The sequence below is a fragment of the Exiguobacterium sp. FD-YE-25-4 genome (genome assembly GCF_057004685.1).
This window is the reverse complement of sequence record NZ_CM168041.1, coordinates 2,791,522-2,817,500: the sequence shown is the minus strand read 5'-3', so window position 1 is coordinate 2,817,500 and position 25,979 is coordinate 2,791,522. Positions and strand designations below refer to the sequence as shown.

Annotated in this window: 26 protein-coding genes, 8 tRNA genes, 2 rRNA genes and 1 riboswitch (1 of these 37 running past the window's edge); of the genes, 30 read left to right on the top strand and 6 right to left on the bottom strand. The window is 52.8% G+C overall.

The genetic code is table 11. The annotated features are described in order from the left end of the window. From AC13H5_RS14540 to AC13H5_RS14395, 30 genes are all read left to right on the top strand, one after another. A 23S ribosomal RNA gene (locus AC13H5_RS14540) occupies window positions 1–1,264 on the top strand (it extends 1,650 nt beyond the left edge of the window). Between the two features lie 96 nt (window positions 1,265–1,360). After that, window positions 1,361–1,476: ribosomal RNA gene (gene rrf, locus AC13H5_RS14535) — 5S ribosomal RNA — on the top strand. Between the two features lie 8 nt (window positions 1,477–1,484). Next, window positions 1,485–1,559, top strand: a tRNA-Asn gene (locus tag AC13H5_RS14530). Between the two features lie 6 nt (window positions 1,560–1,565). Further along, a tRNA-Glu gene (locus AC13H5_RS14525) sits at window positions 1,566–1,640 on the top strand. A 3-nt stretch (window positions 1,641–1,643) separates the two neighbouring features. Next, a tRNA-Val gene (locus AC13H5_RS14520) sits at window positions 1,644–1,719 on the top strand. Between the two features lie 28 nt (window positions 1,720–1,747). After that, window positions 1,748–1,820, top strand: a tRNA-Thr gene (locus tag AC13H5_RS14515). 6 nt (window positions 1,821–1,826) lie between these two features. Next, window positions 1,827–1,910, top strand: a tRNA-Tyr gene (locus tag AC13H5_RS14510). Window positions 1,911–1,915: 5 nt separating this feature from the next. Then, a tRNA-Lys gene (locus tag AC13H5_RS14505) sits at window positions 1,916–1,988 on the top strand. Window positions 1,989–1,996: 8 nt separating this feature from the next. Beyond that, a tRNA-Gly gene (locus tag AC13H5_RS14500) sits at window positions 1,997–2,071 on the top strand. A gap of 15 nt (window positions 2,072–2,086) precedes the next feature. Continuing rightward, window positions 2,087–2,162: transfer RNA gene (locus AC13H5_RS14495), tRNA-Ala, on the top strand. Between the two features lie 201 nt (window positions 2,163–2,363). Further along, on the top strand, window positions 2,364–3,266 hold the full coding sequence (gene rocF, locus AC13H5_RS14490; RefSeq protein WP_052090198.1) for an arginase: 903 nt from the start codon (window positions 2,364–2,366) through the stop codon (window positions 3,264–3,266). Between the two features lie 139 nt (window positions 3,267–3,405). Continuing rightward, window positions 3,406–3,981: an RNA polymerase sigma factor SigW gene (gene sigW, locus AC13H5_RS14485; protein WP_034779769.1), complete on the top strand. Its 576-nt coding sequence runs from the start codon at window positions 3,406–3,408 to the stop codon at window positions 3,979–3,981. After that, window positions 3,978–4,613 carry a bactofilin family protein gene (locus tag AC13H5_RS14480; protein ID WP_034779766.1) on the top strand — a complete coding sequence of 212 codons (636 nt, stop codon included), beginning with the start codon at window positions 3,978–3,980 and terminating at the stop codon, window positions 4,611–4,613. The genes sigW and AC13H5_RS14480 overlap by 4 nt, the downstream gene beginning before the upstream one ends. 135 nt (window positions 4,614–4,748) lie before the next feature. Further along, on the top strand, window positions 4,749–5,609 hold the full coding sequence (gene cdaA / locus AC13H5_RS14475; protein ID WP_034779763.1) for a diadenylate cyclase CdaA: 861 nt from the start codon (window positions 4,749–4,751) through the stop codon (window positions 5,607–5,609). After that, the gene (locus AC13H5_RS14470; RefSeq protein ID WP_483546099.1) at window positions 5,610–6,890 is read left to right on the top strand and encodes a CdaR family protein; all 1,281 of its coding nucleotides are present in this window, start codon (window positions 5,610–5,612) and stop codon (window positions 6,888–6,890) included. It abuts the gene before it with no gap. 35 nt (window positions 6,891–6,925) lie between these two features. Beyond that, window positions 6,926–8,284: a phosphoglucosamine mutase gene (glmM, locus tag AC13H5_RS14465; protein ID WP_034779759.1), complete on the top strand. Its 1,359-nt coding sequence runs from the start codon at window positions 6,926–6,928 to the stop codon at window positions 8,282–8,284. Window positions 8,285–8,642: 358 nt separating this feature from the next. Then, the gene (gene glmS / locus AC13H5_RS14460; RefSeq protein WP_214709088.1) at window positions 8,643–10,439 is read left to right on the top strand and encodes a glutamine--fructose-6-phosphate transaminase (isomerizing); all 1,797 of its coding nucleotides are present in this window, start codon (window positions 8,643–8,645) and stop codon (window positions 10,437–10,439) included. A gap of 217 nt (window positions 10,440–10,656) precedes the next feature. Then, a complete protein-coding gene (locus tag AC13H5_RS14455; RefSeq protein WP_404583655.1) occupies window positions 10,657–11,838 on the top strand; it encodes an MFS transporter in 1,182 nt (393 codons plus the stop codon). Between the two features lie 152 nt (window positions 11,839–11,990). Then, window positions 11,991–12,551, top strand: coding sequence for a hypothetical protein (locus tag AC13H5_RS14450; RefSeq protein ID WP_214796435.1), 561 nt, complete (start codon window positions 11,991–11,993; stop codon window positions 12,549–12,551). 131 nt (window positions 12,552–12,682) lie between these two features. Beyond that, window positions 12,683–13,243: a YdhK family protein gene (locus tag AC13H5_RS14445; protein WP_483546098.1), complete on the top strand. Its 561-nt coding sequence runs from the start codon at window positions 12,683–12,685 to the stop codon at window positions 13,241–13,243. Between the two features lie 113 nt (window positions 13,244–13,356). Next, a complete protein-coding gene (locus AC13H5_RS14440; protein ID WP_483546097.1) occupies window positions 13,357–13,836 on the top strand; it encodes a DUF2975 domain-containing protein in 480 nt (159 codons plus the stop codon). A 10-nt stretch (window positions 13,837–13,846) separates the two neighbouring features. Next, window positions 13,847–14,053, top strand: coding sequence for a helix-turn-helix domain-containing protein (locus AC13H5_RS14435; RefSeq protein WP_255177522.1), 207 nt, complete (start codon window positions 13,847–13,849; stop codon window positions 14,051–14,053). A 96-nt stretch (window positions 14,054–14,149) separates the two neighbouring features. Continuing rightward, window positions 14,150–14,836, top strand: coding sequence for a DUF975 family protein (locus tag AC13H5_RS14430; protein ID WP_483546096.1), 687 nt, complete (start codon window positions 14,150–14,152; stop codon window positions 14,834–14,836). 68 nt (window positions 14,837–14,904) lie between these two features. Further along, on the top strand, window positions 14,905–15,837 hold the full coding sequence (locus tag AC13H5_RS14425) for an NAD(P)/FAD-dependent oxidoreductase (protein ID WP_483546095.1): 933 nt from the start codon (window positions 14,905–14,907) through the stop codon (window positions 15,835–15,837). Between the two features lie 72 nt (window positions 15,838–15,909). Continuing rightward, entirely contained in the window at window positions 15,910–16,383 is a 474-nt protein-coding gene (locus tag AC13H5_RS14420; protein WP_483546094.1) for a YfbM family protein, read from the top strand. Next, complete coding sequence (locus AC13H5_RS14415; RefSeq protein WP_483546093.1) at window positions 16,371–16,874, top strand: GNAT family N-acetyltransferase; 504 nt, start codon at window positions 16,371–16,373, stop codon at window positions 16,872–16,874. Before AC13H5_RS14420 ends, AC13H5_RS14415 begins: the two co-directional genes overlap by 13 nt. Window positions 16,875–16,959: 85 nt before the next feature. Next, window positions 16,960–17,403, top strand: coding sequence for a MarR family winged helix-turn-helix transcriptional regulator (locus tag AC13H5_RS14410; protein ID WP_021065862.1), 444 nt, complete (start codon window positions 16,960–16,962; stop codon window positions 17,401–17,403). 3 nt (window positions 17,404–17,406) lie between these two features. After that, on the top strand, window positions 17,407–20,061 hold the full coding sequence (locus tag AC13H5_RS14405) for an MMPL family transporter (protein ID WP_483546092.1): 2,655 nt from the start codon (window positions 17,407–17,409) through the stop codon (window positions 20,059–20,061). A gap of 102 nt (window positions 20,062–20,163) precedes the next feature. Continuing rightward, window positions 20,164–20,448, top strand: coding sequence for a putative quinol monooxygenase (locus AC13H5_RS14400; protein WP_214796447.1), 285 nt, complete (start codon window positions 20,164–20,166; stop codon window positions 20,446–20,448). Window positions 20,449–20,462: 14 nt separating this feature from the next. Beyond that, window positions 20,463–21,347 carry a VOC family protein gene (locus AC13H5_RS14395; protein WP_483546091.1) on the top strand — a complete coding sequence of 295 codons (885 nt, stop codon included), beginning with the start codon at window positions 20,463–20,465 and terminating at the stop codon, window positions 21,345–21,347. Window positions 21,348–21,366: 19 nt separating this feature from the next. On the opposite strand, the gene AC13H5_RS14390 is transcribed toward AC13H5_RS14395, so the two are convergent. The 6 genes from AC13H5_RS14390 to AC13H5_RS14365 all read right to left on the bottom strand — a co-directional run bounded on the left by AC13H5_RS14390 (window position 21,367) and on the right by AC13H5_RS14365 (window position 25,970). Beyond that, entirely contained in the window at window positions 21,367–23,196 is a 1,830-nt protein-coding gene (locus tag AC13H5_RS14390) for an LTA synthase family protein (RefSeq protein ID WP_483546090.1), read from the bottom strand. A 113-nt stretch (window positions 23,197–23,309) separates the two neighbouring features. After that, the gene (locus AC13H5_RS14385; RefSeq protein ID WP_483546089.1) at window positions 23,310–23,708 is read right to left on the bottom strand and encodes a VOC family protein; all 399 of its coding nucleotides are present in this window, start codon (window positions 23,706–23,708) and stop codon (window positions 23,310–23,312) included. After that, window positions 23,705–24,130: a VOC family protein gene (locus AC13H5_RS14380; RefSeq protein WP_214796455.1), complete on the bottom strand. Its 426-nt coding sequence runs from the start codon at window positions 24,128–24,130 to the stop codon at window positions 23,705–23,707. Before AC13H5_RS14380 ends, AC13H5_RS14385 begins: the two co-directional genes overlap by 4 nt. Window positions 24,131–24,642: 512 nt before the next feature. Beyond that, complete coding sequence (locus tag AC13H5_RS14375; protein WP_483546088.1) at window positions 24,643–24,909, bottom strand: hypothetical protein; 267 nt, start codon at window positions 24,907–24,909, stop codon at window positions 24,643–24,645. 64 nt (window positions 24,910–24,973) lie between these two features. Beyond that, complete coding sequence (gene thiW / locus AC13H5_RS14370; protein WP_034779720.1) at window positions 24,974–25,462, bottom strand: energy coupling factor transporter S component ThiW; 489 nt, start codon at window positions 25,460–25,462, stop codon at window positions 24,974–24,976. 64 nt (window positions 25,463–25,526) lie between these two features. After that, a riboswitch (TPP riboswitch) is annotated at window positions 25,527–25,625 on the bottom strand. A 24-nt stretch (window positions 25,626–25,649) separates the two neighbouring features. After that, window positions 25,650–25,970: a hypothetical protein gene (locus tag AC13H5_RS14365; protein WP_214796461.1), complete on the bottom strand. Its 321-nt coding sequence runs from the start codon at window positions 25,968–25,970 to the stop codon at window positions 25,650–25,652. Window positions 25,971–25,979: the final 9 nt, after the last annotated feature.

Sequence of the window (25,979 nt, the reverse complement as noted above, 5' to 3'; positions counted from 1 at the left end):
AACCGACACAGGTAGGCGAGATGAGAATTCTAAGACGCGCGGGATAACTCTCGTTAAGGAACTCGGCAAAATGGTCCCGTAACTTCGGGAGAAGGGACGCTTATGGCAACATAAGCCGCAGTGAATAGGCCCAAACGACTGTTTAGCAAAAACACAGGTCTCTGCTAAATCGCAAGATGAAGTATAGGGGCTGACGCCTGCCCGGTGCTGGAAGGTTAAGGGGATGTGTCATCGCAAGAGAAGCACTGAACCGAAGCCCCAGTAAACGGCGGCCGTAACTATAACGGTCCTAAGGTAGCGAAATTCCTTGTCGGGTAAGTTCCGACCCGCACGAAAGGCGTAACGATTTGGGCACTGTCTCAACGAGAGACCCGGTGAAATCATAGTACCTGTGAAGATGCAGGTTACCCGCGACAGGACGGAAAGACCCCATGGAGCTTTACTACAGCCTGATATTGAGGCTTTGTACGCGATGTACAGGATAGGTGGGAGTTTGTGAAGCCGGAGCGCCAGCTTCGGTGGAGACACCCTTGGGATACCACCCTTTGCGTATAGAGTCTCTAACTCGCAGCCGTGATCCGGCTGGAGGACCGTGTCAGGTGGGTAGTTTGACTGGGGCGGTCGCCTCCTAAACAGTAACGGAGGCGCCCAAAGGTTCCCTCAGAATGGTTGGAAATCATTCGAAGAGTGCAAAGGCAGAAGGGAGCTTGACTGCGAGACCTACAAGTCGAGCAGGGACGAAAGTCGGGCTTAGTGATCCGGTGGTTCCGCATGGAAGGGCCATCGCTCAACGGATAAAAGCTACCCTGGGGATAACAGGCTGATCTCCCCCAAGAGTCCACATCGACGGGGAGGTTTGGCACCTCGATGTCGGCTCATCGCATCCTGGGGCTGGAGTAGGTCCCAAGGGTTGGGCTGTTCGCCCATTAAAGCGGTACGCGAGCTGGGTTCAGAACGTCGTGAGACAGTTCGGTCCCTATCCGTCGTGGGCGCAGGAAATTTGAGGAGAGCTGTCCTTAGTACGAGAGGACCGGGATGGACGCACCGCTGGTGTACCAGTTGTTCCGCCAGGAGCATCGCTGGGTAGCTACGTGCGGACGGGATAAGTGCTGAAAGCATCTAAGCATGAAGCCCCCTCCGAGATGAGATTTCCCTTTGAGCAATCAAGAAAGACCCCTCAGAGACGATGAGGTAGATAGGTCATGGGTGGAAGCACGGCGACGTGTGGAGCTGAATGATACTAATCGGTCGAGGCTTTGATCTAGTCTAACGGTTTGCATGAATTGATGAGTCTTCAGTTTTCAGGGAACAACCCTGAAATGGATTGACACGCCCTTGAGGCGATGTTAATATTCTTTTGTCTGGTGGCGATAGCGAAGCGGCCACACCCGTTCCCATGCCGAACACGGAAGTTAAGCGCTTCAGCGCCGAAAGTAGTTGGGGGTCTCCCCCTGTGAGGATAGGACGCTGCCAGGCAAAATCGTTCCGCAATAGCTCAGTGGTAGAGCAACCGGCTGTTAACCGGTAGGTCGTAGGTTCAAATCCTACTTGCGGAGCCATATTAAGGCCCGTTGGTCAAGCGGTTAAGACACCGCCCTTTCACGGCGGTAACACGGGTTCGAATCCCGTACGGGTCACCATTTGGAGGATTAGCTCAGCTGGGAGAGCACCTGCCTTACAAGCAGGGGGTCGGCGGTTCGATCCCGTCATCCTCCACCATTTAATTTTAACCAATCAAACCATATATGCCGGTGTAGCTCAGTTGGTAGAGCATCTGACTTGTAATCAGAGGGTCGAGGGTTCGAATCCTTTCGCCGGCACTCCTTGGGGGGGTAGCGAAGTGGCTAAACGCGGCGGACTGTAAATCCGCTCCCTCGGGTTCGGCGGTTCGAATCCGCCCCCCCCCACCAGGTTTGAGCCATTAGCTCAGTTGGTAGAGCATCTGACTTTTAATCAGAGGGTCGCAGGTTCGAGCCCTGCATGGCTCATTTTTTATGCGGAAGTAGTTCAGTGGTAGAATACGACCTTGCCAAGGTCGGGGTCGCGGGTTCGAATCCCGTCTTCCGCTCCATATTATTCCCTTTAAGGGGCCTTAGCTCAGCTGGGAGAGCGCCTGCCTTGCACGCAGGAGGTCAGCGGTTCGATCCCGCTAGGCTCCACCATTTGTTTTTTTCTTAAGTTACTTATGACTTAAGTTTTTTTTTGCCTAAATCCATGAACCATTCACTTGAGAGTACAGAGAAAGGCAGCCTGCCACCATTCAGGCTGCCTTTTTGTATGTTTATTCATCATGGTGTGAAGTTGAACCACGACTTTGGTAGCGTTTACAATGAAGGTATTAAACGTTCAAGGGGGAAATGGGGATGAATTGGTCATATATTGAAGTACCGCTTCGCTATGGACAGGGGAAACATGGCGTAGAGCAAGGTCCATCAAAGTTACGCACACTTGGATTGGAGACATTATTACCGGCCTCAACGAAGCAACAGACGATTCGAGTGTTACCTGAATCTGAAATGATCAACAGTGAAGAGCATTTGAAACGCGTAGACGGGGTGTTATACACGGTCCAAGAACTGGCAGAAGTCGTCGATATCGAGATACAGGCGAAACGATTCCCATTGATCGTTGGGGGCGATCACAGCATGGCAATCGGGACGCTGGCGGGTCTTGCCAAAACAGGACCGTACGGCGTCATCTGGGTCGACGCACATGCTGATTTGAATACGGGAGAAACGTCTCCATCGGGCAATATTCATGGCATGCCGCTTGCTGCGGCGATGGGAATGGGAGATATTCGCTTGACTGAAGTCGGCGGACGTGAACCCAAACTCGCGCCTGAGCACTTGGTCTATATGGCGCTTCGAGACATCGATGAAGGTGAGATTCGAGAAATCAATCGTCTTGGCATTAAAGTCATCACGGTCGAAGAAATTCGGACGCGGGGCGTCGACGTCATGATGGAAGAAGCACTCGCTTATTTGCGCGCACGTGTCGATCGCTTCTATCTCAGTTTCGACATGGACAGCTTGGACGCGAAACTTGTGCCAGGTACCGGGACGCCGGTCGATCAAGGTCTGACGGCCGCGGAAGGAAAAGCGATCTTGGCCGAAGCGATGAAGGCAGACGATCTGATTGCGATTGAGTTGGTTGAATTGAATCCGGCGCTTGACCATGAGGATACGACGGCCCAGTTGGCGTTTGAGTTGTGCGAGACGATTTTGAAATCCAAAGAAAACCTGTTATTGGAAGGTGAAACTGTCTGATGACCTTACAGTTTCCAAGTCCCTTTGCTACAATGGACTTGGAAACTTTTTTTGTTGTTACGATTTTTTTGAAACCTACATAGAAAACGATTCGTATAGAAAGATGACCGCATAGGTTGCGGAGAGGGGAAGTGGATTGATGGAACGGCTGACCACCCGTTTAGTAGACGAATTGAGGTCGGGGAATCATGATTCGTTTGCTGAGCTGGTAGAACTGTACAAGGATGGTGTCTTTGCTGTCGCTTATAAGATATTATATGATCGTGGCGAAGCGGAAGACGCAGCCCAGGAGACGTTCATTCGGGCGTATACCCGGATTGATACGTACGATCCTCAGTACAAGTTCAAGACGTGGCTCTATCGCATTGCGACGAATGTCGCAATCGATCGTCTCAGAAAACGAAAGCCGGAGTATTCGATGGATGCCGAGATTGCTGGCACCGACGGCTTGACCTATCAGGACCATTTGGCTGATGAAGCACCCCAACCCGATGCCCAAGTCGTTCATCGCGAAATTCGAGGCGAGATGCATGAAGCGATCAAGCAGTTGCCCGATAAGTATCGGATTCCGCTCCTGCTGAAGTACGTGGATGATTTATCGCTCAAAGAAATCAGCGTCATGATCGATATGCCGGTCGCTACGGTTAAAACAAGGATCTTCCGGGGAAGAGAAATGTTAAAGACAATCTTTCAAAACAGGGAGGGGTTCAATTGACTCCTGAAGAAAAAGTACAACAATATTTGGAAGATGGCATCCTGCCCGAAGAATCTGACGAACTACGTCACTTGTTGGAGGACGACGACTTATATGAAGCGTACCTTCAATACGAACGAATAGATGCCGAACTGAAGGCCTTACCACGGCCGAAACTATCCGATGATTTTACAGCCCGTGTGATGGCATCTCTACCGGACGCGAAAGCACGGGTCGAGGTCACACCGGTGACTCGATTTGAAGAAAAAGTCCAGACGAAACGCAAACCACCATCCAAATGGATGACGTGGTTCCGTAAGCATCCAGGACTGATGGCGGCCGCCTTATTCTTCAGTTTGATGTCGAGCGCGACACTCGGCCTATGGAACGAATCGACAGAGACGATGACGTACACGAAAGTGCCGGGCATCGTTGTCACGTCAAACGAGGTCGTTATCCCGGAAGGCGTTACCGTCGAGCGGGATATCACAGTCCAAGGCGGGGACCTTCGAATTGAAGGGACCGTCAATGGGAACGCGACGGCTGTAAATGGTCGGGCTTATCTGGCTAGCGCTGGAGAAGTCACGGGAGAACTTGAGCAGATCGATCGGATGTTTGAGTGGATGTGGTATTCGTTCAAACAAATCTTCTAACGGAGACGCCGGAGACGGCGTCTTTTTGTGTTCGTTTCAATCTGGTTTCGTTTTATTGTCTAGCGATGCGCGGTTTCGGAAATGTGATATAATGTAATTTGCACGAATTGGCTAGGTAGTTGAGGAGGGGAGCATTTGCCGCTACTTGAACAGGTATCATTCTTATCATTTTTTAGTCTTTCAGAGAACGTACATTGGTACGATTATTTGAATGACGTTTTAGATATTGTCGTCGTCACGTATGTCATCTATAAATTGATGATGATTGTACGTGGGACAAAAGCGGTCCAATTGATTAAAGGGATTTCCATCATCCTTGTCAGCTGGTTCCTCAGTGGGTTCTTTGGGTTGAAGACGTTACAGTTCTTATTGAATCAAATCATCACATATGGACTACTTGGGATCATTATCATCTTCCAACCAGAACTCCGAAGAGGACTCGAGCATTTAGGACGAACAAGTAATTTGTTCGGCCGAACGAGCACGAGCGATGAGGATAAGCAACGTCAAATGATCGAAGCGATCGTCAGTTCGGCGCAATACATGTCAAAACGTCGCATCGGCGCATTGATTGCGATTGAACGCGATACGGGCTTGAATGAGTACGTCGAGACCGGGATTCGCATGGATTCGCACATCACATCACAACTGATTATCAACCTGTTCATTCCGAACACCCCGCTGCATGACGGGGCGATGATTATCCAGGACGGGAAAATTGCGGCCGCGGCTTGTTATTTGCCGTTGTCCGAGAGCCCGCACATCGATAAAGCGTTAGGGACACGACACCGGGCCGCCATCGGGGTCAGTGAAGTGACTGATAGCGTGACCCTCACCGTCTCTGAAGAAACAGGCGCCGTGTCACTCGCGATTGCCGGTCGTCTGTATCGAGAGTTGGATGAGGAGGCACTTCGCAGTAAGTTGATCCAAGAACTCGTTATTGAAGAAAAAGAGACGACGCTCTCGTTCTTTAATAAAAAAGGGGGGGACAAGTAAGTGATTGATCAGTGGTTACAACATAAATGGTTTCTCCGCATCATCGCACTTGCTTTAGCCATCCTGCTTTATTTCATGGTCGCCGAAACGAGTTCGTCGACCAACTCCACGAATGCCCTCCCGATCGTCGGACAAAGTTCGATGACGCTCGACGTTCCCGTCGAAGTGTTCTTCGATGAGGTGCAGTACGTGGCATATAACGTTCCAGAAGAAATGAACGTTGAACTTCAAGGACCATCTAGCAGTTTAACGATGACGAAATTGGTGAAAGATTATCAAGTCTTCGTCGATTTAACGAATCTCGGGACCGGCTTCCACCGTGTTCCGGTTGAGGCACGCGGCTTTGGCGGAGACGTCAACGTCAAGCTCGAACGGGATACAGTAGAAATTTACATCGACCGTAAACAGACAATTGAAGTTCCCGTATCGGTCAACCTTTTGAACAAAGAGCAGTTGCCAGAAGGGAAAGTGGTCGGTGACGCCGATATTGAACCGGCAACGGTGAAAGTCTCGGGCGGTGCCAGTCGGATTCAAAACGTCAAAGAGATCACGTTGAACGTCGATGTCGCCAACCAAAGTCAAACGTTCACGCGAGAATTGACGCCGACGATTTTAGATGCGAACGGCAATCCGCTCAACGTGACTGTTGAACCGAACATCATCAGTGTGTCGGTCCCGGTCTACGAACAAAGTGCCGTCTTCCCGATCGAAGCAGTCACGACTGGTGAAGTGGCCGACGATTACAGACTGGTCGATACGTTGCTTGAAGAGACGGAAGTCCGTGTCTTTGCGCCACAAGACGTGCTCGATGCAATCGACACCGTGGAGACGGAGCCGATTGATTTAGACGGCATCGACAAGACCGAGAAAGTGACCGCGAATCTCGCTTTGCCAGAAGGCGCTTCATCGCTTGCGACAAAGCAAGTGGAAGTCCAATTGCTCGTCCGGGCTGCAGATGAGACGCGAGACGACACAGGCGAATTGACGGAACGGGTTCGCTTGACGGTCCCTGTGACCGTGCGGGGGTATGACCGGACCAACTTTACGCTCCAAGCTCCTGAAGTGATTGGAGTAACGTTGTCCGGGAAGCGATCCCTGTTGGAAAACATCACGTCGAACAGTGTGAGTGTGACCTTGGATTTGACAGGTCTCCCGAGCGGACTGCATGGGGTCGACGTCGATTATGAAGTACCAAAAGGTGTGACCGTCGTCTCACCGAAAACGATCGACATTGAGTTGACGAGTGTCGATGAACAAACCGAAACGTCCTCGATTCAATGAGGCGTTCAATCATACAAAAGTGAGGAATTGAATTCATGGGTAAATATTTTGGAACTGATGGAGTCCGCGGTGTCGCGAACTCAGAATTGACAGCAGAATTAGCATATCGTTTAGGGCGTGCGGGCGGTTACGTGTTATCGAAACACTTGCCAGCCGGCGAACAGCCAAAAGTTTTGATTGGCCGTGACACACGCATTTCAGGCCACATGCTTGAAGGTGCACTCATCGCGGGTCTCCTATCAATCGGAGCCGAAGTGATGCGTCTCGGCGTCATCTCGACGCCAGGTGTCGCTTATTTGACGAAGTCGCTTGATGCAACAGCCGGTGTCATGATCTCGGCATCGCACAACCCGGTCGCGGATAACGGCATCAAGTTCTTTGGTAGCGACGGCTTTAAGCTCGATGACGCGACAGAAGCGGAAATCGAAGCGATTTTGGATGCGGCGGAAGACACGTTGCCACGCCCGGTCGGGAAAGACCTCGGCTTTGTCTCGGATTACTATGAAGGTGCACAGAAGTACCTTCAAATGTTGAAACAGACGGTCGACGAAGATTTCGACGGTCTCCATATCGCCCTCGACTGCGCCCATGGTGCGACGAGCGGATTGGCAGCCCGTTTATTTGCTGACCTCGAAGCGAACGTCTCGACGATCGGGAACTCGCCGAACGGCTTGAACATTAACGAAGGTGTCGGTTCGACTCACCCAGAGCACTTGGCGCAATTCGTTCGTGATAAAGGAGCGGACATGGGTCTCGCTTTTGATGGCGATGGCGACCGCTTGATTGCGATTGATGAGAACGGCGATATCGTCGACGGCGATAAAATCATGTACATTTGCGGGAAGTACTTGAGCGAGAAAGGTCGTCTCAAAGACAACACGATCGTTGCGACGGTCATGAGTAACCTCGGATTCCATAAAGCTGTTGAAGATGCTGGTATGACGGCGCTTCAGACGGCAGTCGGTGACCGTTACGTCGTCGAAGAGATGAAAAAACACAACTACACACTCGGTGGCGAGCAGTCGGGTCACCTCATCTTTCTCGACCACTCGACGACAGGAGACGGTATGCTCTCTGGCGTTCAACTCGCCCAAATCGTGAAGACGACAGGCCGCAAGCTGTCAGAACTCGCGGCTGAGATGCCGGTCTATCCACAAAAACTCGTCAACATCCGTGTCACGGATAAGAATGAAGCGATGAACGGCGACCGTGTGCTCGCGACGATTCAAGAAGCGGAAGCAGAAATGAACGGCAACGGCCGTATCCTCGTCCGCGCCTCTGGTACGGAGCCGCTCGTACGCGTCATGGCGGAAGCACCAACTTCGGAAGAATGTGACCGTTATGTCGAACGAATCGCACAAGTTGTCCGCGAAGATTACGGCTTAGAAGGATAATTCTGTCGAAATAGGGAATAAAACAAGGGAATCCGTCCTCGGGTTCCCTTTTTGTTTCCGTTTTGTCACTGTGAAATTATGTGATTTTCTTGACGAATGGAGGTGTGATTTGTACTATTAAGAGCGTGACCTTAGAAACGGAAGGACACCCAGTACGAAACAAGCGCCAGAACTCTTCGGAGTTGACGAGGTTGGAGGTTATCGAGTTTTCGGCGGATGCCTCCTAGTCGCCTGTCACGACTACAAGCAAACCCTCAAAACGCCCGGGCGACCGGACGGCCAAAGGGGAGCGCGTTGACAGCTCTTAGAAAAAGCCCGTTTCCTTTTTCGAGAAATCGAATATAGAGGAGATTTTTGTATGTGTGGAATTGTAGGAATGATTGGGAATACCGGAGCGAAGGAAATCCTTCTCAAAGGTCTTGAAAAACTCGAGTACCGCGGTTACGACTCGGCAGGTCTTGCTTTGATGCATGATAACGTGAACGTGCATAAAGAAGTCGGCCGGATTGCTGCGCTACGCGAAGTCGTCCCAGCAGAAGTAGATGGCACGATTGGAATCGGCCACACACGATGGGCAACACACGGGGTGCCGAGCGTGCCGAACGCCCACCCGCACCAGAGCACGACGGGCCGCTTCACGCTCGTCCACAACGGTGTCATCGAGAACGACGAACAGATCAAGGCGACACTTGACGTGCCGTTCCTCTCGGAGACGGACACGGAAGTCATCGTCCAGTTGATGGAGAAGAACTTCGTCGAACTCGGCGACGTCGAGGCAGCGTTCCGCAAGACGTTGTCTGAGCTCCACGGCTCTTATGCGATCGCGATGATCGACTCGGAGGACAAAGAACGCCTCTATATCGGCAAGAACAAGTCACCACTCCTCGTCGGACTCGGCGACGGCACGTTCAACGTCGTGGCGTCTGACGCGATGGCGATGCTCCAAGTGACGGACCAGTACCTTGAGCTCCACGACGGCGAGATCGTCATCTTGACGCGCGAATCGGCGACGATCAAGACACTCGACGGCGACGTCCTCGAACGTGCCCCGTATACGGCCGAGATCGATGCGTCAGACATCGAGAAAGGCACGTACGCGCACTATATGTTGAAAGAGATGGACGAGCAACCGGCCGTCATCCGCAACATCATCCAGCACTACCAGAACGACGCCGGTGACATCGAGCTCACGGAAGGCGTGCGCTCGCTCGTCTCAGAAGCGGACCGCATCTATATCGTCGCTTGCGGTACGAGCTACCACGCTGGTCTCGTCGGCAAGCAATTGATCGAGCGCGTCGCAGGTGTGCCGACAGAAGTGCACGTCGCTTCAGAATTCGGTTACAACATGCCGCTCCTCACGGAGAAGCCGTTGTTCCTCTTCATCTCACAATCAGGTGAGACAGCGGACAGCCGGGCCGTCCTCGTCGAAGTGAAGAAGCGCGGCTACAAGGCGCTCACACTCACGAACGTTGCCGGTTCGACGCTCTCACGTGAAGCGAACGAGACGATGCTCCTCCACGCCGGCCCGGAGATCGCGGTCGCATCGACGAAAGCATACACGGCCCAAATCGCCGTGCTCGCCATCCTCGCCTACGACATCGCTCGTGCGAACGGCAAGAAGCTTCCGTTTGACCTCATGACAGAGCTCGCGCGTGTCGCGACGATCATGGACTCGGTCATGGCTCAAAAAGAAATCTTTGAGCAATTGGCAGACAAGTTCTTGAAAGAGTCACGCAACGCGTTCTTCCTCGGTCGCGGCATGGACTCATACGTCGGTCTCGAAGGTGCCCTCAAGCTCAAAGAGATCTCGTATATCCAAGCAGAAGGCTACCCAGGTGGTGAGCTCAAGCACGGACCGATCGCCTTGATCGAAGACGGCACACCGGTCATCACGCTCGTCTCGCAACCGAACACGCACCTCAACATCCGTGGAAACATCAAGGAAGTTGTCGCCCGTGGCGCCGTTGCTTGCACGATCTCGATGGAAGGCATGGAACACGAGAGTGATTCATTCGTCTTGCCGCGTGTCGAGCCACTGCTCACGCCGCTCGTGACGGTATTACCGCTTCAACTCATCTCGTATTACGCGGCTCTTGCGCGTGATTGCGATGTCGACAAGCCACGTAACTTGGCGAAATCAGTCACAGTCGAATAAACGGTAGGCCAAGATCTTTCGGGATCTTGGCTTTTTTTGTTGTGATTTACGTCATGCGAACCGGCTTGTATACTGAAGGTATAACGACTAAGGAGAGAACGCCATGCGAATCCAACTAGTTAACACATTCATCCTGCCGGAGGACGTGCGTTCATAAGTTGGCCACCTCCTCCGATGATTCACTGTATCGGAACAAACTATCGGAGGAACCATACAATTGAAGATTCAACAGCTTTACTATGCGGTCACGAGTTCGCGCTCGCTCATCATACAGATGGTGTTCACGTTGAACGCCATCTATTATGTGACGACCGCCGAGTTGAATGCGTTACAACTCGTCTTGATTGGAACGATTTTAGAAGTATCAATTTTACTATTCGAGCTGCCCACCGGTCTCGTCGCCGATTTATATGGACGGAAGCGGTCAATGGTCATCGGCATCGGTTTGATTGGACTGGCCCATTTGCTAGAAGGGGGCATCCCTGAATTTTGGGCCATCGCGGTCGCGTCAGCGCTATGGGGTATCGGCTGGACGTTCATCAGCGGGGCCGAACAGGCATGGATTGCCGATGAGATGGGGAATGACGGGTTAGAACAAGTGTTTTTGCGAGGCGCTCAATATAGTTCGCTCGGCCGCTTCGTCGGAATCGGGCTTGCCGTGCTCCTCGCCGAAGTCACGTCCGTCCAAACGACAATCGTGCTCGCCGGTGGGATGTTGGTCATGCTCGCGATCATCGCATGGCGCGTCTTGCCAGAGACGCGGTTCGAACCGATCACGCGGGCCGATACGTCGAACCTCGTGCAAGCAAAACGGACGGTTCGGGACGGATACACCCATATCCGTGGCAATTCGATTCTCGTCGGCTTGGCTGCCATCACGCTCGTCTGGGGTCTCGCTAGTGAAGGATTCGACCGGTTATGGGGCGCGCATTTGATTGAGACGTTCCAGTTGTCGGAACAGGCGGCCGTGTATTGGTTCGGCTTGTTCTATGCCGTCGCGTTTCTATTCAACATGCTGGTGTTGAAAGGTGTCGAGCTATACGTCAAAGGACGCTATGCGACGACCTTGTTTTGGTTCAATGTGCTGCTCATCGTTGCGATGCTTGCTTTCGCTTGGGTCGGACAGTTTTGGGTGGCCGTGTTGCTGTATTGGACGATTGCGGCACTGCGCAACGTGCACTACCCGCTCATGAGCGTCATGACGAACGAGCGGCTCCCGTCGAAAGGCCGGGCGACGATTTTGTCGATGTTCGGTCAGGTCGACGCGTTCGGTCAAGTCGCCGGGGGACCGTTGATTGGACTGCTCGCCCTGTACACGTCGATTCAAGGAGGGCTCGGGGCAGCGGCGCTCTTGCTCCTCCCGATGTTGGTTTTCTTGAGAAAAATCAAGCACCATTGAGGCAAAGACCGTCCCGTGATTCGTTCGGGGACGGTCTTTTTGTGACGATGTGAGGAATTCTACAGTCAAGCGCCATATTAAATGATAGAACTCGTTTGATTATTAGAAAAGTGGTCAATAGGATAGTAGAGCATATAAAGGGGATGAACATCATGAATATTGTTCATGGAGGTCACCGGACGCATTGGGCAATCGGGTTGTTGATCGGTTTAGGGTCGTTCCTGCTCAGCAGTTTCCTCTTCAGTCTCTTTATTGAAACCGGTGTGCTCGTCACGTTCCTCACCGGTGTCGTCGGCAGCGTCCTGTTGTTCTTATTGCTCGGTCACCGTGAACACTTGATTCGAAATGTCGGATTGAGCACGATTGGCATGGTCGCCGCCATCTTGCTCGGGTTTGCGGTCGGCGAAACGTTCACGGCCATCTTCCCATCACTCGGTGACACGTACGGAAACACGGCATTCCTGATTATGGTGACGACGGCCTTCGGTACGATGCTCGGTGTCATCGTGTACGGGAAGAAGGCACTCGGCTTCTTCCTATTGGCCAGCTTCGTCACGGCACTCGTGTTGACCGTTTTGATTGAAGTCACGAACGTGATGCAAGGCCAATTTTGGCAAGGGGTCGATTTGAATTACGTGCTCATCGTGACGACAATCGGAGCGGTGGCCGGTTTCGCGCTCGGACTATTCGAGGATGTGAAGCATGCGCATTAATTAGAAGATCGCCGCGAGGCGGTCTTTTAATGTGTCAAAGCGATAACAAATCATCGCATCGGTCTCAAAAACGTCTCATCACCTTGGTAGCAGGGTAACGTATACACATAAAGACGTAAGGGAGAGATTCGATGAGACAGAAAAAATGGATGACGGGTTTGAGCGCAATATTGCTCGCGACGACTTTGGCAGCTTGTGGGGATGCCGAGGAAGAACAGACGAACGATTCGACAGAAGAACATTCGGACCATTCGATGATGGACCATTCGGGATCAGGGGAGGTGCCGAGCGGGTTAAATGAAGCGACAGATCCGACGTTCCCGGTCGGGTCGACCGCGATGATGACGGCCGACCATATGCCGGGCATGGATGGCACCGAAGCGACAATCGTCGGTGCATATGACACGACCGTCTATTCGGTTTCTTATACCTCGACGGATGGGGGTGACCCGGTCGAAGATCATAAGTGGGTCATCCATGAAGAACTCGACAATCCAGGTGAGGCACCGTTAGAAGAAGGGGCCAAAGCCACTCTGGCCACGGACCACATGGACGGGATGGACGGCGCCGAGGCGACGATTGATTCGGCCGAACAGACGACGGTGTATATGGTCGACTTCACCACAAACGACGGGGAAGACGTCACGAACCATAAATGGGTCACAGAAGATGAACTCGAAGCCATGAACTAAGGATGAACCTCAGAGAAATCTGAGGTTTTTATTTATTTACGATGGTTATTTATTGATAAACGATAAAAGTGAGGTTATGATGAAGCTATCAAACGAAGTGAGGTGGCTTCATCATGAAACGAGAGACGTTTTTTTTACGGTTGGCCGTATTCGTTCTGGCTGTCCCGATTGTGGCGGCCTGCTTGTTTTTGCTTCCGTACATTTGGCGCGAGGCGGTCGAGAGCGGGAGTTGGATTGAGGACTCAATTCGCCCGATTGTGATTGGCATGTACGTATCGGCCATCCCGTTCTTCCTTGCGCTGTTCCAAGCGTTCATGTTGCTACGGTTGATTGACCGCGACGAAGGGTTCTCGTATCGGGCTGTCCAATCACTCCGCACAATCAAGTATTGTGCGTTGACGATCACGGCCGTTTATATCGGGACGCTCCCGTTCTTCTACTGGTTCGCCGAGCGAGATGATGCGCCTGGGTTCCTTCTCATCGGGCTCGTCTTTGTGTTTGCCGCGTTCGTCGTCGCCGTATTCGCGGAACTGTTACAGAAACTATTGAAGCGTGCCATCGACATGAAGCAAGAAAATGATTTGACGGTCTGAGGTGAGATAGATGGCGATTATCGTAAATCTTGACGTAATGTTGGCGAAACGAAAGATGAGTGTGACCGAGCTGTCTGAAAAAGTCGGTATCACGATGGCAAACTTGTCGATCTTAAAGACGGGCAAAGCGAAAGCGATTCGTTTCTCGACGCTTGAAGCAATCTGTCAGGCGCTCGCCTGTCAGCCGGGCGACATTTTAGAATATCGGGAAGAGTGATGGACAGGGCGATCGCCCTGTTTTTTTGTGGAGTTTGAAACATTTTCCATCACGTTGCGTATAAGACAGGAAAGAAGAACGAAAAGGGGAAACAAGATGATTCAGACATGGAATGAACGGGCGCACAAAGCGTTAAAAGGAAAGGCAGGGCTATTACTCATCTGGTCGTTCGCCTGCTCTGTGATGTTAGAATTGGGGTTGATGGCAGACCCGACTTATTACGGTTTGACGGTGGAGTCACTGCCGCTGACCGTGCTTAGTTTAGGTGGCATCTTAGTTTATATCGCCCTTTATCCGGTTAACGTCGGATACAACTGGCTCATCTTAAAGACGGTACGAGATCAGCCGATTCGCTGGAGTGATGTGTTCGACCCGTTTCGTCACCGCTATGGAAAACATTTGCTCGCAACAATTCTCGTCATATTGTTCCAAGTACTATGGACATTGTTGCTAGTCGTACCAGGAATCATAAAGTATTTCTCGTATGCGTTCACATACTTCATCTTACGCGACGAACCAGAACTGTCTGCTACAGAGGCAATCACAAAATCGAGAACGATGATGCGCGGACGAAAGTGGGATGCGTTCAAACTTATTTTGCCATTCGTTCCGATGTATCTTATCGGTTTGATTTTTTATATGCAACTTGATTTAGTCATCCTCGGGTCATGGATTTTCCTTGTCGCACTAGCACTCATCCGCCCGTTCATCGTCAGCCGTTTCGCCGTCATGTATGAAGACGCGCGTATCGAGTATGGCGAGCAGTGGAATCGCTCGGCGTGAAGCGCATCGGTTCCGGCGTATGACTCCTCGGCCATGATACAATCTTCCTGACAGAAGGGGGAATGGACATGAACATCGGTATTATTGGTGCCGGACTGAGCGGGATTGTCGCAGCACGCGACCTTGTGCGTCACGGCCATACAGTTGAATTGATTGAGAAGAGTCGGAGCGTCGGGGGACGCTTGGCGACGAGGCGGATCGGAGACGGCAAAGCCGATCACGGAGCTGTCTATTTCACCGTACGAGGGGAAGCGCTCAAACAAGATGTCGCCGACTGGCAGACGAGAGGGTGGGTGAACGTCTGGTACGCCGACCCGTATCCGCGCTACGTCGCCGTCGACGGGATGAACGCCCTGGCCAAACGGTTGGCTGACGGCTTGACCGTCCATTTGAACGAGCGGGTCGAGACGGTCACGACCCGAGATGGTCAGGTCAGTGTCAAGACGGATGTGACGACGCGACAGTATGACCGTCTCCTCATCACGTCGCCGCTCCCGCAGACGCTCGACTTGCTCGCAGATTTTCCGGTCGATGCGGCGTTACGTGAATTGACGTACGCCCCGACGTTTGTCGGCTTGTTCGAGTTCAGAAGCGAGATTAGCATCGGTCCGGACGGGATTCTCGATACAGACTTGGCGCCGGGTATCTTGAAAGTCATCAACAACCGCCAAAAAGGAATCTCGGCGACCGAACTCGTCAGCGTCTACATGGACGAGTCGTGGAGCGAGGAATGGTATGAACGAGCGGACGAAGACACGCTTCGTGAGATTGAGCGCCTGTTGCAAACGGTGACAGGTTCAGCCGTGATTCAATCGAGACAGTTGAAACGGTGGCGCTACGCGCAGGCGACCGACGTCTGGAACGGGCCTTACCATCGATTGCGTGACGAGCCGATTTTCTTGGCCGGTGACGTCTTCCTCGAACCGGATGACGCTTCAGGCCGGACTCGGTTCGAGAGCGCGTACGTCTCAGGACTCCGTGTCGCGGAAGCGATGCGCTAAACCTTCTTCGGAAGGTTTTTTTCATGACCGTGCCGAATAGTCAGACATATGAATTGGAGAGGGGAATCAGACATGGGGATGGTTGGCGCATACATGCGGGTATCGGCCGAAGAGTTGACAGCACTGCTTCAAGAGCCGGAGCGTTTCGAGCAACTGTTAGAAGATGAGGAACGACAGACCGATATCGATAAGGCGTGGCACGGCCTTTACTTTTTATTGACCGGGGCGACCGATTTGAACGAGATCGACCGTCATTCGCTCGGCAAGGCAGTCTTCGGAGGGAATGTCATCGACGAAGAGACGGGCATCGCCTATTTGATGCCGGGAGAAGTCGAGGACTTGTCGACCCGGCTTCAATACATCGAGCTGGAGGCGCTAGAAGCGCGTTACGATGTCACGACGATGAATGAGCAGGAACTGTATCCGTTTGAACGTGAGTGGGGACTCGAGGAAAAACAGTATTTATTGGACCAGTTCGATGAGTTGAAACGTGTCTTCGCCCAGGCGTCGAGACAGCGGGAGGCGCTCGTCACATGGATCGGGTAAACGTAAAGGCGTTGCGTCTTCAAGATGAGGCGTTGCTGTATGTGTTCGAGTGCGCGAATCGCATACATTTCGAACGCTCGGTCCCGAGCCGTGGCGACACCTACTATGAGCCGGAATCATTCCATCAGGCGTTGCAGCAACTATTGAGCGAGCAGACGAACGGGGACGGGTACTATTATTTGATGTGGCGCGACGACACAATCGTTGGGCGTCTGAACGTTCATCATACCGATGCCGACACTGGCGAGGTCGGTTACCGGGTCGGAGCGGAGCATGGGGGACGCGGGTATGCCACGGCGGCCCTGCGACAATTGCTGACGTTCGAGTTGCCTGGATTCAAACGATTGAGAGCCGAGACGACGAGCGACAACGTGGCGTCCCAGCGCGTATTAGTGCGTGCCGGCTTTATCCGTGACGGCGAGGCACGACAGCTGGAATGGGAAGGAAGAACGCTGACGTTTTATACATATGTGTATCCACTCGACCGGTGAAGGAACGACTTCATCGGTCGTTTTAGTTGACGGTTGATAGTTTAGGACATAAACTATCTTTATCTAGTTTAGGGGGTAAACCAAAATGAAAGAATTGATGCGGGAAGCCGTCCAGTTGTTCGAAGAGGTCATGTTCCAAGGTGCGGAGCATGTCATCGAGGCAATGGACGGGGACGTCTGGCATGATTATTCGCGGGAACAACTGCAGCTACTCAAGCTGCTCGAACAGTTCGGTCCGATTCAAGCCGGGCAATTGGCCCAAAAACAAGGAGTTCATAAGAGCGCCGTCTCCAACCGGTTAAAAAAGCTCGTCGACAAAGAGCTCGTCGTCAGTCGACGCGGGCATGACCAGCGCGAGCGGTTGATTGAGTTGACGGAAGCCGGACATCGCATCGTCGAAGAAGCGGATGCGGCCGTCTACCGTTACGTCGAATCGTTGCTCGACGGAAACATCGAAGAGACAGAAATCGAACAGTTCGTCCGGACGTTCCGGAAAATTAAACAGCTGCTTCGAATTGGGGAGGAATAACACGTGCATAAAATCATCCAATGGCGCTGGGGCATCTTAATCGGTCTCATCGTCTTGACGGCCGCCTTGTTTGTGGTGGCGCCGAACTTGACGAAGCAGGCCGAACAAGCCGGAAGCTTCCAATTATCCGAGGACATGGATTCGCAGCGGGCGCAGGACATCTTGAACGCCGCCGGGAAGAGCGATAAGACAATCTCGCTCGTCTATGAGTTCGAAACGCTCGGTGACGCCGAACGGGTCAATATTTCCCGCGTCATCGACGAGATGAAACAAAACGACACGGTCGTCAAAGACGTACTCGACCCGTTTGAAAGTGAAGAGACGGAAGCACAGCTCGTCTCGGAGGACGGCCGCATCGTGCTCGTCCCAATCACGGTCGAAGGGTCGATGGAAGACATCAACGCCTTCGCGGACGACGTGCGGGCGAACATCCTCCCGGAAGACGAGACCGTCTACATCACAGGTGAAGAAATCATCAACAACGATGTGAACTTGAGTGCGCAGGAAGGCTTGAAGAAGACGGAAATCATCACGGTCGTGCTCATTTTCGGACTGCTCCTGCTCGTGTTCCGCTCAATCGTGACGCCGTTCATCCCGCTCATCGCGGTCGGATTCACGTATTTATTGAGCCAATCGTTCGTCGCATTCTTCGTCGATTGGTTTGGCTTCCCGGTCTCGAACTACACGCAGATTTTCCTCGTGGCCATCTTGTTCGGGATTGGAACTGACTATTGTATTTTGCTGCTCAGCCGGTATAAAGAAGAGCTCGGCGCGGGCCACGCGATTGAAGATGCCATCGTCAACACGTACAAGACAGCAGGGCGGACAGTCCTCATCAGCGGTCTTGCCGTGTTCGTCGGCTTTGCGGCCATCGGTTTCGCCGATTTCCCAATCTTCAAATCAGCCGTCGCTGTCGCGGTCGGGATTGCCGTGCTCTTGCTCATTCTCTTCACGGTCGTGCCGTTCTTTATGGCGACGCTCAAGCATCGTTTGTTCTGGCCATCGAAGAAGGCGGGCGAACATCACGACAGCCGTCTCTGGGCCGGATTCAGCCGTCTGTCGGTCAATCGACCGTTCGTTTCGATTCTCGTCGTCGCGTTGATCACCGTACCGGTGTTGTTCACGTACGACGATGCCCGATCGTTCAATACGGTCGATGAGATTGGTGACGATTATGATTCCGTGCGCGGCCTCAACTTGATTTCAGAAGGATTCGGACAAGGGGAGTCGCTGCCGGTCCAAGTCATTTTGAAACAAGATGGCACGCTGTCCGAAACGGACATTCCGTACATCGAGAAGTTCTCGAGTGAACTTGAAAACGTCGACGGGGTGAGCGGCGTCCGTTCCGTGACGCGTCCGACCGGTGACGTCATCGATGACTTTTACGTCGACACCCAGCTCGAACAAGTGAGCGCAGGACTGACGGAAGCCGAGACTGGTCTCGGTGACGTTCAGGCCGGACTCGCGCAAGTCGAATCTGGGCTTAACGCCGTCGTTGGCCAATTACCGGCCGGTTCAACGAATGCCGGCGCCCCGCTCGCGGAAGCGGCAGCGGGACTTGGTCAATTGAACGCTCAGCTCGGTCTGATTGGCCAAGGACTCACGGCGACGCAAAATATTCCGGCGACGGTGGCACAACTGCAACAGGTGTCTGGTGGTCTCAGTCAGATTGAAGCAGGCATTACGGAAGCAGCGTCTACGTTGACGGCACAAGGCGCCCAAGCCGGAGAACTCGGAACGGGTCTCGGACAACTCGCCGCGGGTGTCGGTGAAGCGAACGCAGGGCTCGCTCAAATCGAGACCGGTATCAATGAAGCGGCGGCATTCCTATCAGACCTGAGTAGCTCGGACAGCCTGCGCGATACGGGCGTCTATCTACCGGAAGGGACGCTCACGTCAGAGGAGTTCGCTCCAGCTGTCGAACGCTACGTATTTGACGACGGGACGGCGACACAGCTCGAGGTCATCCTCGAGATGGACCCATATTCGCCGGAAGCGATTGACACGGTCGAGACCGTGAAAGCGACGATGGACCGGGTCGTCACCGATACGCCGTTCGCGGAGGCGACAATCGGATATGCCGGGATTTCGAGCATTAACAGCGACTTGAATGAGACGTCGACGAACGACTTCAATCGGACGGTCGCCATCATGCTCGTGACGCTGTTCATCGTCTTGACGATGTTGTTCCGTTCGATGGTCATGCCGCTCTATATGATCGGCTCGCTCTTACTGACGTATTACACGTCGGCGGCCATCACGGAGCTCATCTTCGTCGAAGGACTCGGTTATGACGGCATCAGTTGGGCCGTTCCGTTCTTCGGGTTCGTCATGTTAATCGCCCTCGGCATCGACTATTCGATTTTCCTGCTCGATCGGTTCCGCGAAGAGTCGATCAACGGGATGACGGTTCGCGATGCGCTCGTCCATTCGATGACGAAGATGGGGACGGTCATCATGACCGCGGCCGTCATCCTCGCCGGAACGTTCGGGGCGATGATCCCGTCTGGCGTGCTCAGTCTCGTCCAGATTGCGACGATCGTTATCACCGGACTGTTGTTATACGGATTGATTGTGTTGCCGCTGCTCATCCCTGCGATCACGGTATCGTTCGGGGACGGAGTATGGTGGCCGTTCAAACCGAAACAGAAGAAGTAAGCACAAGCGGGTGTCTCCTCATGAGACACTCGCTTTTTGGGATAGATCGGTTTCGTTTAGGGAACAGGTGAACGAATAGACTTTTAGAAGGAGGAATCGCATATGGCAATTACAATTACCGCTATCTTGAAGGCACATCCGGGGAAAGAAGACGAGTTACGGCAAGCGCTCGATGAGGTCATTCCTCCGTCGCGACAAGAGGAGGGGTGCCTGACGTATGTGCTCCATGAGTCAATCGATGCCCCGGGCACGTTCGTGTTCTATGAAAAGTACGAAGACGAGACGGCGCTTGACCATCACATCAACTCACCGCATTACCAAGCATACCGAAAGACAGCTGAGACGCTACTCGCCGTCCGTGACGTGTATCGTCTGCGTGAAGTCTGAAAGGAGAAAGGATTATGATTACTCAACCGATTATCCCGTGTATTTGGTTCGAAGGCGACGTCGAGGCGATTGCGGAGTGGTACGTGTCGAAATTTCCTGATTCATTCGTCGACTATACGACGAAACTGAGCGATACGCCTTCGGGTGAGACGACGGTTGTGACCGTCTCGCTGGCGGGACAATTCTTTCAACTGCTCGGGGCGGGTCCGTTGAAGGAGCGCAACCCGTCCATCTCGTACATGGTCACGTTTCCGACGTCGGAAGAAGTGGAGACGCTGTGGAACGAGCTTGTGGAGGGGGCAGAGGTGCTCATGCCGCTCGACACGTATGATTTTAGCGAGCGCTACGGCTGGTTAAAAGACAAACACGGTGTCTCTTGGCAAGTCATGCATAGCGGCGGGATGGACATCCAGACCGTGACCCCATGCTTTTTGTTCGTCGGGGACGTCTTCGGCCGCGCTGAGGCGGCGATGAATGACTGGATTTCTATCTTCCCGGATTCTTACGTGCTCGAAGACCATATGATTCGTTACGAGGCGACAGACGGTCCAGAGTTGGAAGGGAAGCTCAATTACGCCCGCTTCGTCTTGTCCGGACGCGAGTTCGTCGCCATGGACAGCGCGGAGAATCATCAATTCGCCTTCAATGAGATGCAGTCGCTGATCGCGTTTTGTGAGACGCAAGCCGAGATTGACGAGTACTGGGCCAAGCTGTCGGCCGTCCCGGAAGCGGAACAGTGCGGCTGGCTCCAAGACCGGTATGGTGTCTCCTGGCAAATCGTGCCTTGGGAGATGGAAGAGATGCTGACGACCGGTACAAAGGAGCAGCTGGCGCGCGTGACGCAAGCGTTCTTACCGATGAAGAAAATCGATGTCGCCGCGTTACGAAACGTCTACTGACCAAAACAAGCCGTCCCGATTATTTCGGGGCGGCTTGTTTGTCGTTTGGTGTGAAGTCGGACAGTGCGTCCTTCTCAATCATTGTATCGGATAACCGAAGCTGTTCGGCGGCCTCGTCAATGTATGGTTCACATGCTTGAAGCGGTAAGTCATCACCGGTCTCGACCGAATAACACATGCCGCTGCCGACCGGATCTGTCAAATCCGGGACGAAATAAAGGTCGTCGTAGCGGAACGAGCCGTTCCGGAACACGGTCAAATTGGGCTCATCGTCGAGAAGCGAACTTCCAAGCATGTACGTCGGTGTCATCCCGAGCAAATCGAGGATAGTCGGGGCCAAATCGACTTGACCGCCGCTCGTCTGCACCGTCTGACCTCGTTCGAGTCCGGCCGGTTTGATGAATAACGGGACGGAGCGATCGAGCTGGAACAAATCGACCGTGGAGTCGGCATCTGCATTTACGGCCATCTCGCCACCGGTAGCGGTCAATCCGCTGTCATGGTCGCCATAAAAGACGACCAAGGCGTCGTCCCACGTTCCGTTGGCTTTCAGTCGTTCAATCATGAGACCGACGGCGGCATCGGTGTAGTGGACGGTATGATAATAGTCTTGGAGGAGCGGGTCCTCGTATTCCGATAGATCCAACCGTTTCTCCTCGTCCGGAATCTCATACGGCGTATGGCTCGTCAACGCGACCATGAAGGAATAGAACGGCTCGTCCAACGTGTCCAAGTGGTCGACCGATGTCGTCAGGAACTCCTTGTCGCCGACGGCCATGCCGATGACCGGATCGGCCGGATAATCGTCTTGGTGGAAGAAGTGGTTGTAGCCAATCTGCTCGTAGAAGTTGGCGCGATTCCAAAACTCCTTGTCGAACGCATGCATCGCGGCCGTATCATAGCCGGCTCGTCGCAACTGTGCAGGCAACGCGTCAAACGTGTTCGTCGCATACTGCGTATACACCGAACCTGATTTGACGGGATAGAGCGAGGCGTTGACGGTAAATTCCGCATCGGACGTCCGGCCCTCGTGCGTCTGATGATAAAAATTCGGGAAATACAGCATCTCATCACGAAGCGCGTTCAAATTCGGCGTCAGTTCTTGCCCGCTGACCGTCTGGCCGATCACGGACGCTTGGAACGACTCGAGCTGGACGACGATGACGTTCGTATCGGCTGTGGCGTCAACCGGTTCGGTCGCTAACGCTTCGATTTGGCTGAGCTCTTGTTCTGTTAGGTCGCCACCGAGATGAAGGGCGTCCTGAATGCCGCGGAATGTATCGAGGCCGTGATAGCCCCAAAAGCCGAGCTGATAATACTCGCGCATATTTGAAATCGGGCTTTTCCGGTGATCTGTTTCGGCGTAATGAACAACGGTCGGGACGGTAAAGACGATGAAGCCGACAAGAAAACCGGTGACTGCCAAACGGCGACCGAGACGTTTCGGTTCCGTGATGGGGTGTCGCTTCATATAGAGGAGGACAGCCGCGTAGACGAGCAAGTCCGTGAACAAGATGAAGTCGGGCGCTTGAATCAGTGTCAGAAAGCCGCCCCCGACGTCTCCCATCTGGCCGATATCAGACAGTAGGGTGGCCGACAGCAAGTTACCGAAATAGCGGTAGTACCAGACGTCCGAGATGAGCAACGTGCTGTGCAGAAACAGCGACGTGAACAAAATCAAGCGGCGCGTCTGTTGTTTTATGAGTAGCGCCCAACTCGTCATCATCAAGATGGTCGCTAGATTGATGAACAAAAAGCGCAGGTCGAACGCGCTCGCCGTCAACAGACTGAATAGGAACAGCTTGGCGAGGGAGAGCGATAAGTAACTCCAATAATCGAGATATTTCATGAAAGACCTCCAAACGGTACGGACAAAGTGTGTTCTCTGTCATGTACCTGTTCGAAGACGGCGAAAAACATGAGGGTGTGCGATTTTGGCAATAAAAAAAGCGAGGCAGCGCCTCACTTGATTAAGAACGTGTCCCGGAGCTCGATAATCGTGCCTTCCGGAGCTTTTAATTTACTCAAATGACCGTCAACGACGAAGTAGATGTTCCCGCCGTGCTTTGGTAGGAACGTCACGCCAATGTCCTCAAGCCGCCTTACTTCCGCTTCGAGGTCATCGACATAAAGCGCGAAGTGGACCGGTCCGGCCACGTGCTTCGAATAAGGCGACAACGTCTCGTCGACTTTTGCCGTTTGAAGCTCGATATAAAAGTCACCGAGTTTGAGCCAGCTGTTGAACGCTCGGGTGTGGAAGTCGGGTGACTCTTGGACGAGCTCGAAGCCGAGCGCCTCATAGAATCGTTTGGACGCCTCGTAATCGGGCGTTTGGATGCAGAGATGGTGGATTTGTTTCATTGGGTCTGTCCTTTCAATTGTGCTTGTCTAATCTGGTCTCGATGGAAGGGCGAATCGGCTGATTCTGACGTCAGACTGATGACGTTGCCATCCGGGTCCAATACATCAAAACAACTCATCCCGCCAAAATCTTGAAGTCGGCCAGGTTTCAAGCCGGCGCGTTCAAATGTGTCATGGATGGATTGAATGTCGTCGCAGACGATGTTGAAGCTGACGTGTTCGTCACCGTTTCGGTCGCTGAACGTCGTCGAAGCAACGTTTTTCGTTTCAATCAATCCGAGTTGGGTCGCCCCGTCTGGGAAATGGACGCCGATGCCACCTTCCCAACGTCCGATTTCAGATATGTGAAAGTGGGTTTGATACCATTCCAATGATCGGATTAAATTTGTTACAGGAATAAAGATACTGCCGATACGAAACATCGCTTTGCCCCCCTTATTTTCTTTCAGTGTAGCGAACGGCTCACTGAAAATATAGGTGGGAAGAAACTTTTTGAGCTGTGATTTTTATGAACAAGGTAAGGAGATAATGATAATGCAAATTCACTAAAAATCGAAGGAAGACGACTAGACCCGGTTCAACTTACAACATCACTAACGTATTGAGTAGTAAGAAAAGAAGGAAACCAGCGCCTGAAAAGATTAATACGCCTAATAATATGTTCCCTTTTTCGTCTTTAAATTTTTTGACATACAGCACGGAAAAAATAAGCAGTACCGCCAACAGAGTGGTCAAAGAAAGAAAGAGCAATGTAATCGAGTGATTCGATATGATTCCAAAATTGAAAAAGAATTCAGAGATGAAGATGAATAGAAAAATTAAAGTCCCGACTAACAATGAGTAAAAATAAGGATTGCGATTAATGTCCATAACTAAACACTCCTTCTTCACTAGAGTTATAAAACCATCACATCACGTCAAACAGGGACAGCCGTCATAAATCGGCTGTCCCTGCTTTTGTGGACGTTGTATTTTGGACAGCACTGCCCGCTTTGAAAAAGAGAACGATCGCGGCCACTCCGAAAATCGAGATGAACACGTTTTGGAGCAGAATATCGACGAACATCGGCTCGCTGGAAAACGTGCCCGTCGCAATCTGAGCATTCCAGCGGGTGAACGTGGCGATGCGTTCAAGCGTATACAACAGACCGGACATGAACAGGCAAGCGGTGGCAGCCAGTAATAGCGTCAATCGATTCAAGAAATGACCTCCCAGTATGTGTTATCCTGATTTTACCATTTTTTTTAGCGGGGGGAACTCCTATTTATCGTTTCGCCGTGAGCGGTCGCAATTGTTTGACCCGAGCCAAAACAATCCAGCCGAGCACGGCCCCAGTCACACTCGAGGCAAGGAAGGCTGGGAAGAAGAACAGCGCCCCGAACTCGCTCCCCATCAACACCTTGGCGTACGGGACGGCGACGAGCGAAGCGATGAGGCCGGTCCCGATGACTTCACCAAATGCGGCGAAGGCTACGCGGTTCGTCTTCATATAGAAGACCCCGGCCAAAAGCGCCCCAATCATACCTCCGGGAAAGGCCAAGAGCGACCCGGTACCGGTCATGACACGGACGATTCCGGTCACGAACGCAACGAGAACGGCCCCGATCGGCCCGACGGTGACGGCGGCGATGACGTTCACCATATGTTGAATCGGATAGGCACGGGCGACACCGGTCGGAATCGAGATGAACAGGGAACCGATGACGGCGATGGCGATGAGCATCGCCATCCAAGTGAGTTGTTGAATACGCATAGATAGTCTCCTTTCAAAATGAAAACGCCACTTCTCCAAGTGGAAAAGTGGCGTGGAAAGACAGACGAATCCCACACCACTTCCCTACGCTGGTATGAGCCAGATCAGGTTCGAAGGGTCCGGCGCATGCCGTCTCAGCCCGAAGGCTCCCCTAGTGGTCGTTTATTAACATGAGTATAGCATACCGTCATTTGACGCGGTCGAGCTTTCGTGGTCGGAACGTGACATAGATGATGCCGACGAACAGACCGTACAACAAAAGGGAGAAGACGAGATTGATCAGCCACGGGAGTGTCCCCATGAACACGGCGACGGACGCGTTTTGAAACCAGACGAGCGAGAGCGACAGCCCGACAAAGCTGAGAACGAGCGTTGTCCAAAAGCCGACATCTCGGCGCTTGAACAGACGCCAAACGAGCAGCCCGATGATGAGACTGACGATGGCCGTCGCCCCTAAGTACATATACAAGATGGCATCGACCGGGTATGAGTAATATACAACGTCCATATCGTTTCC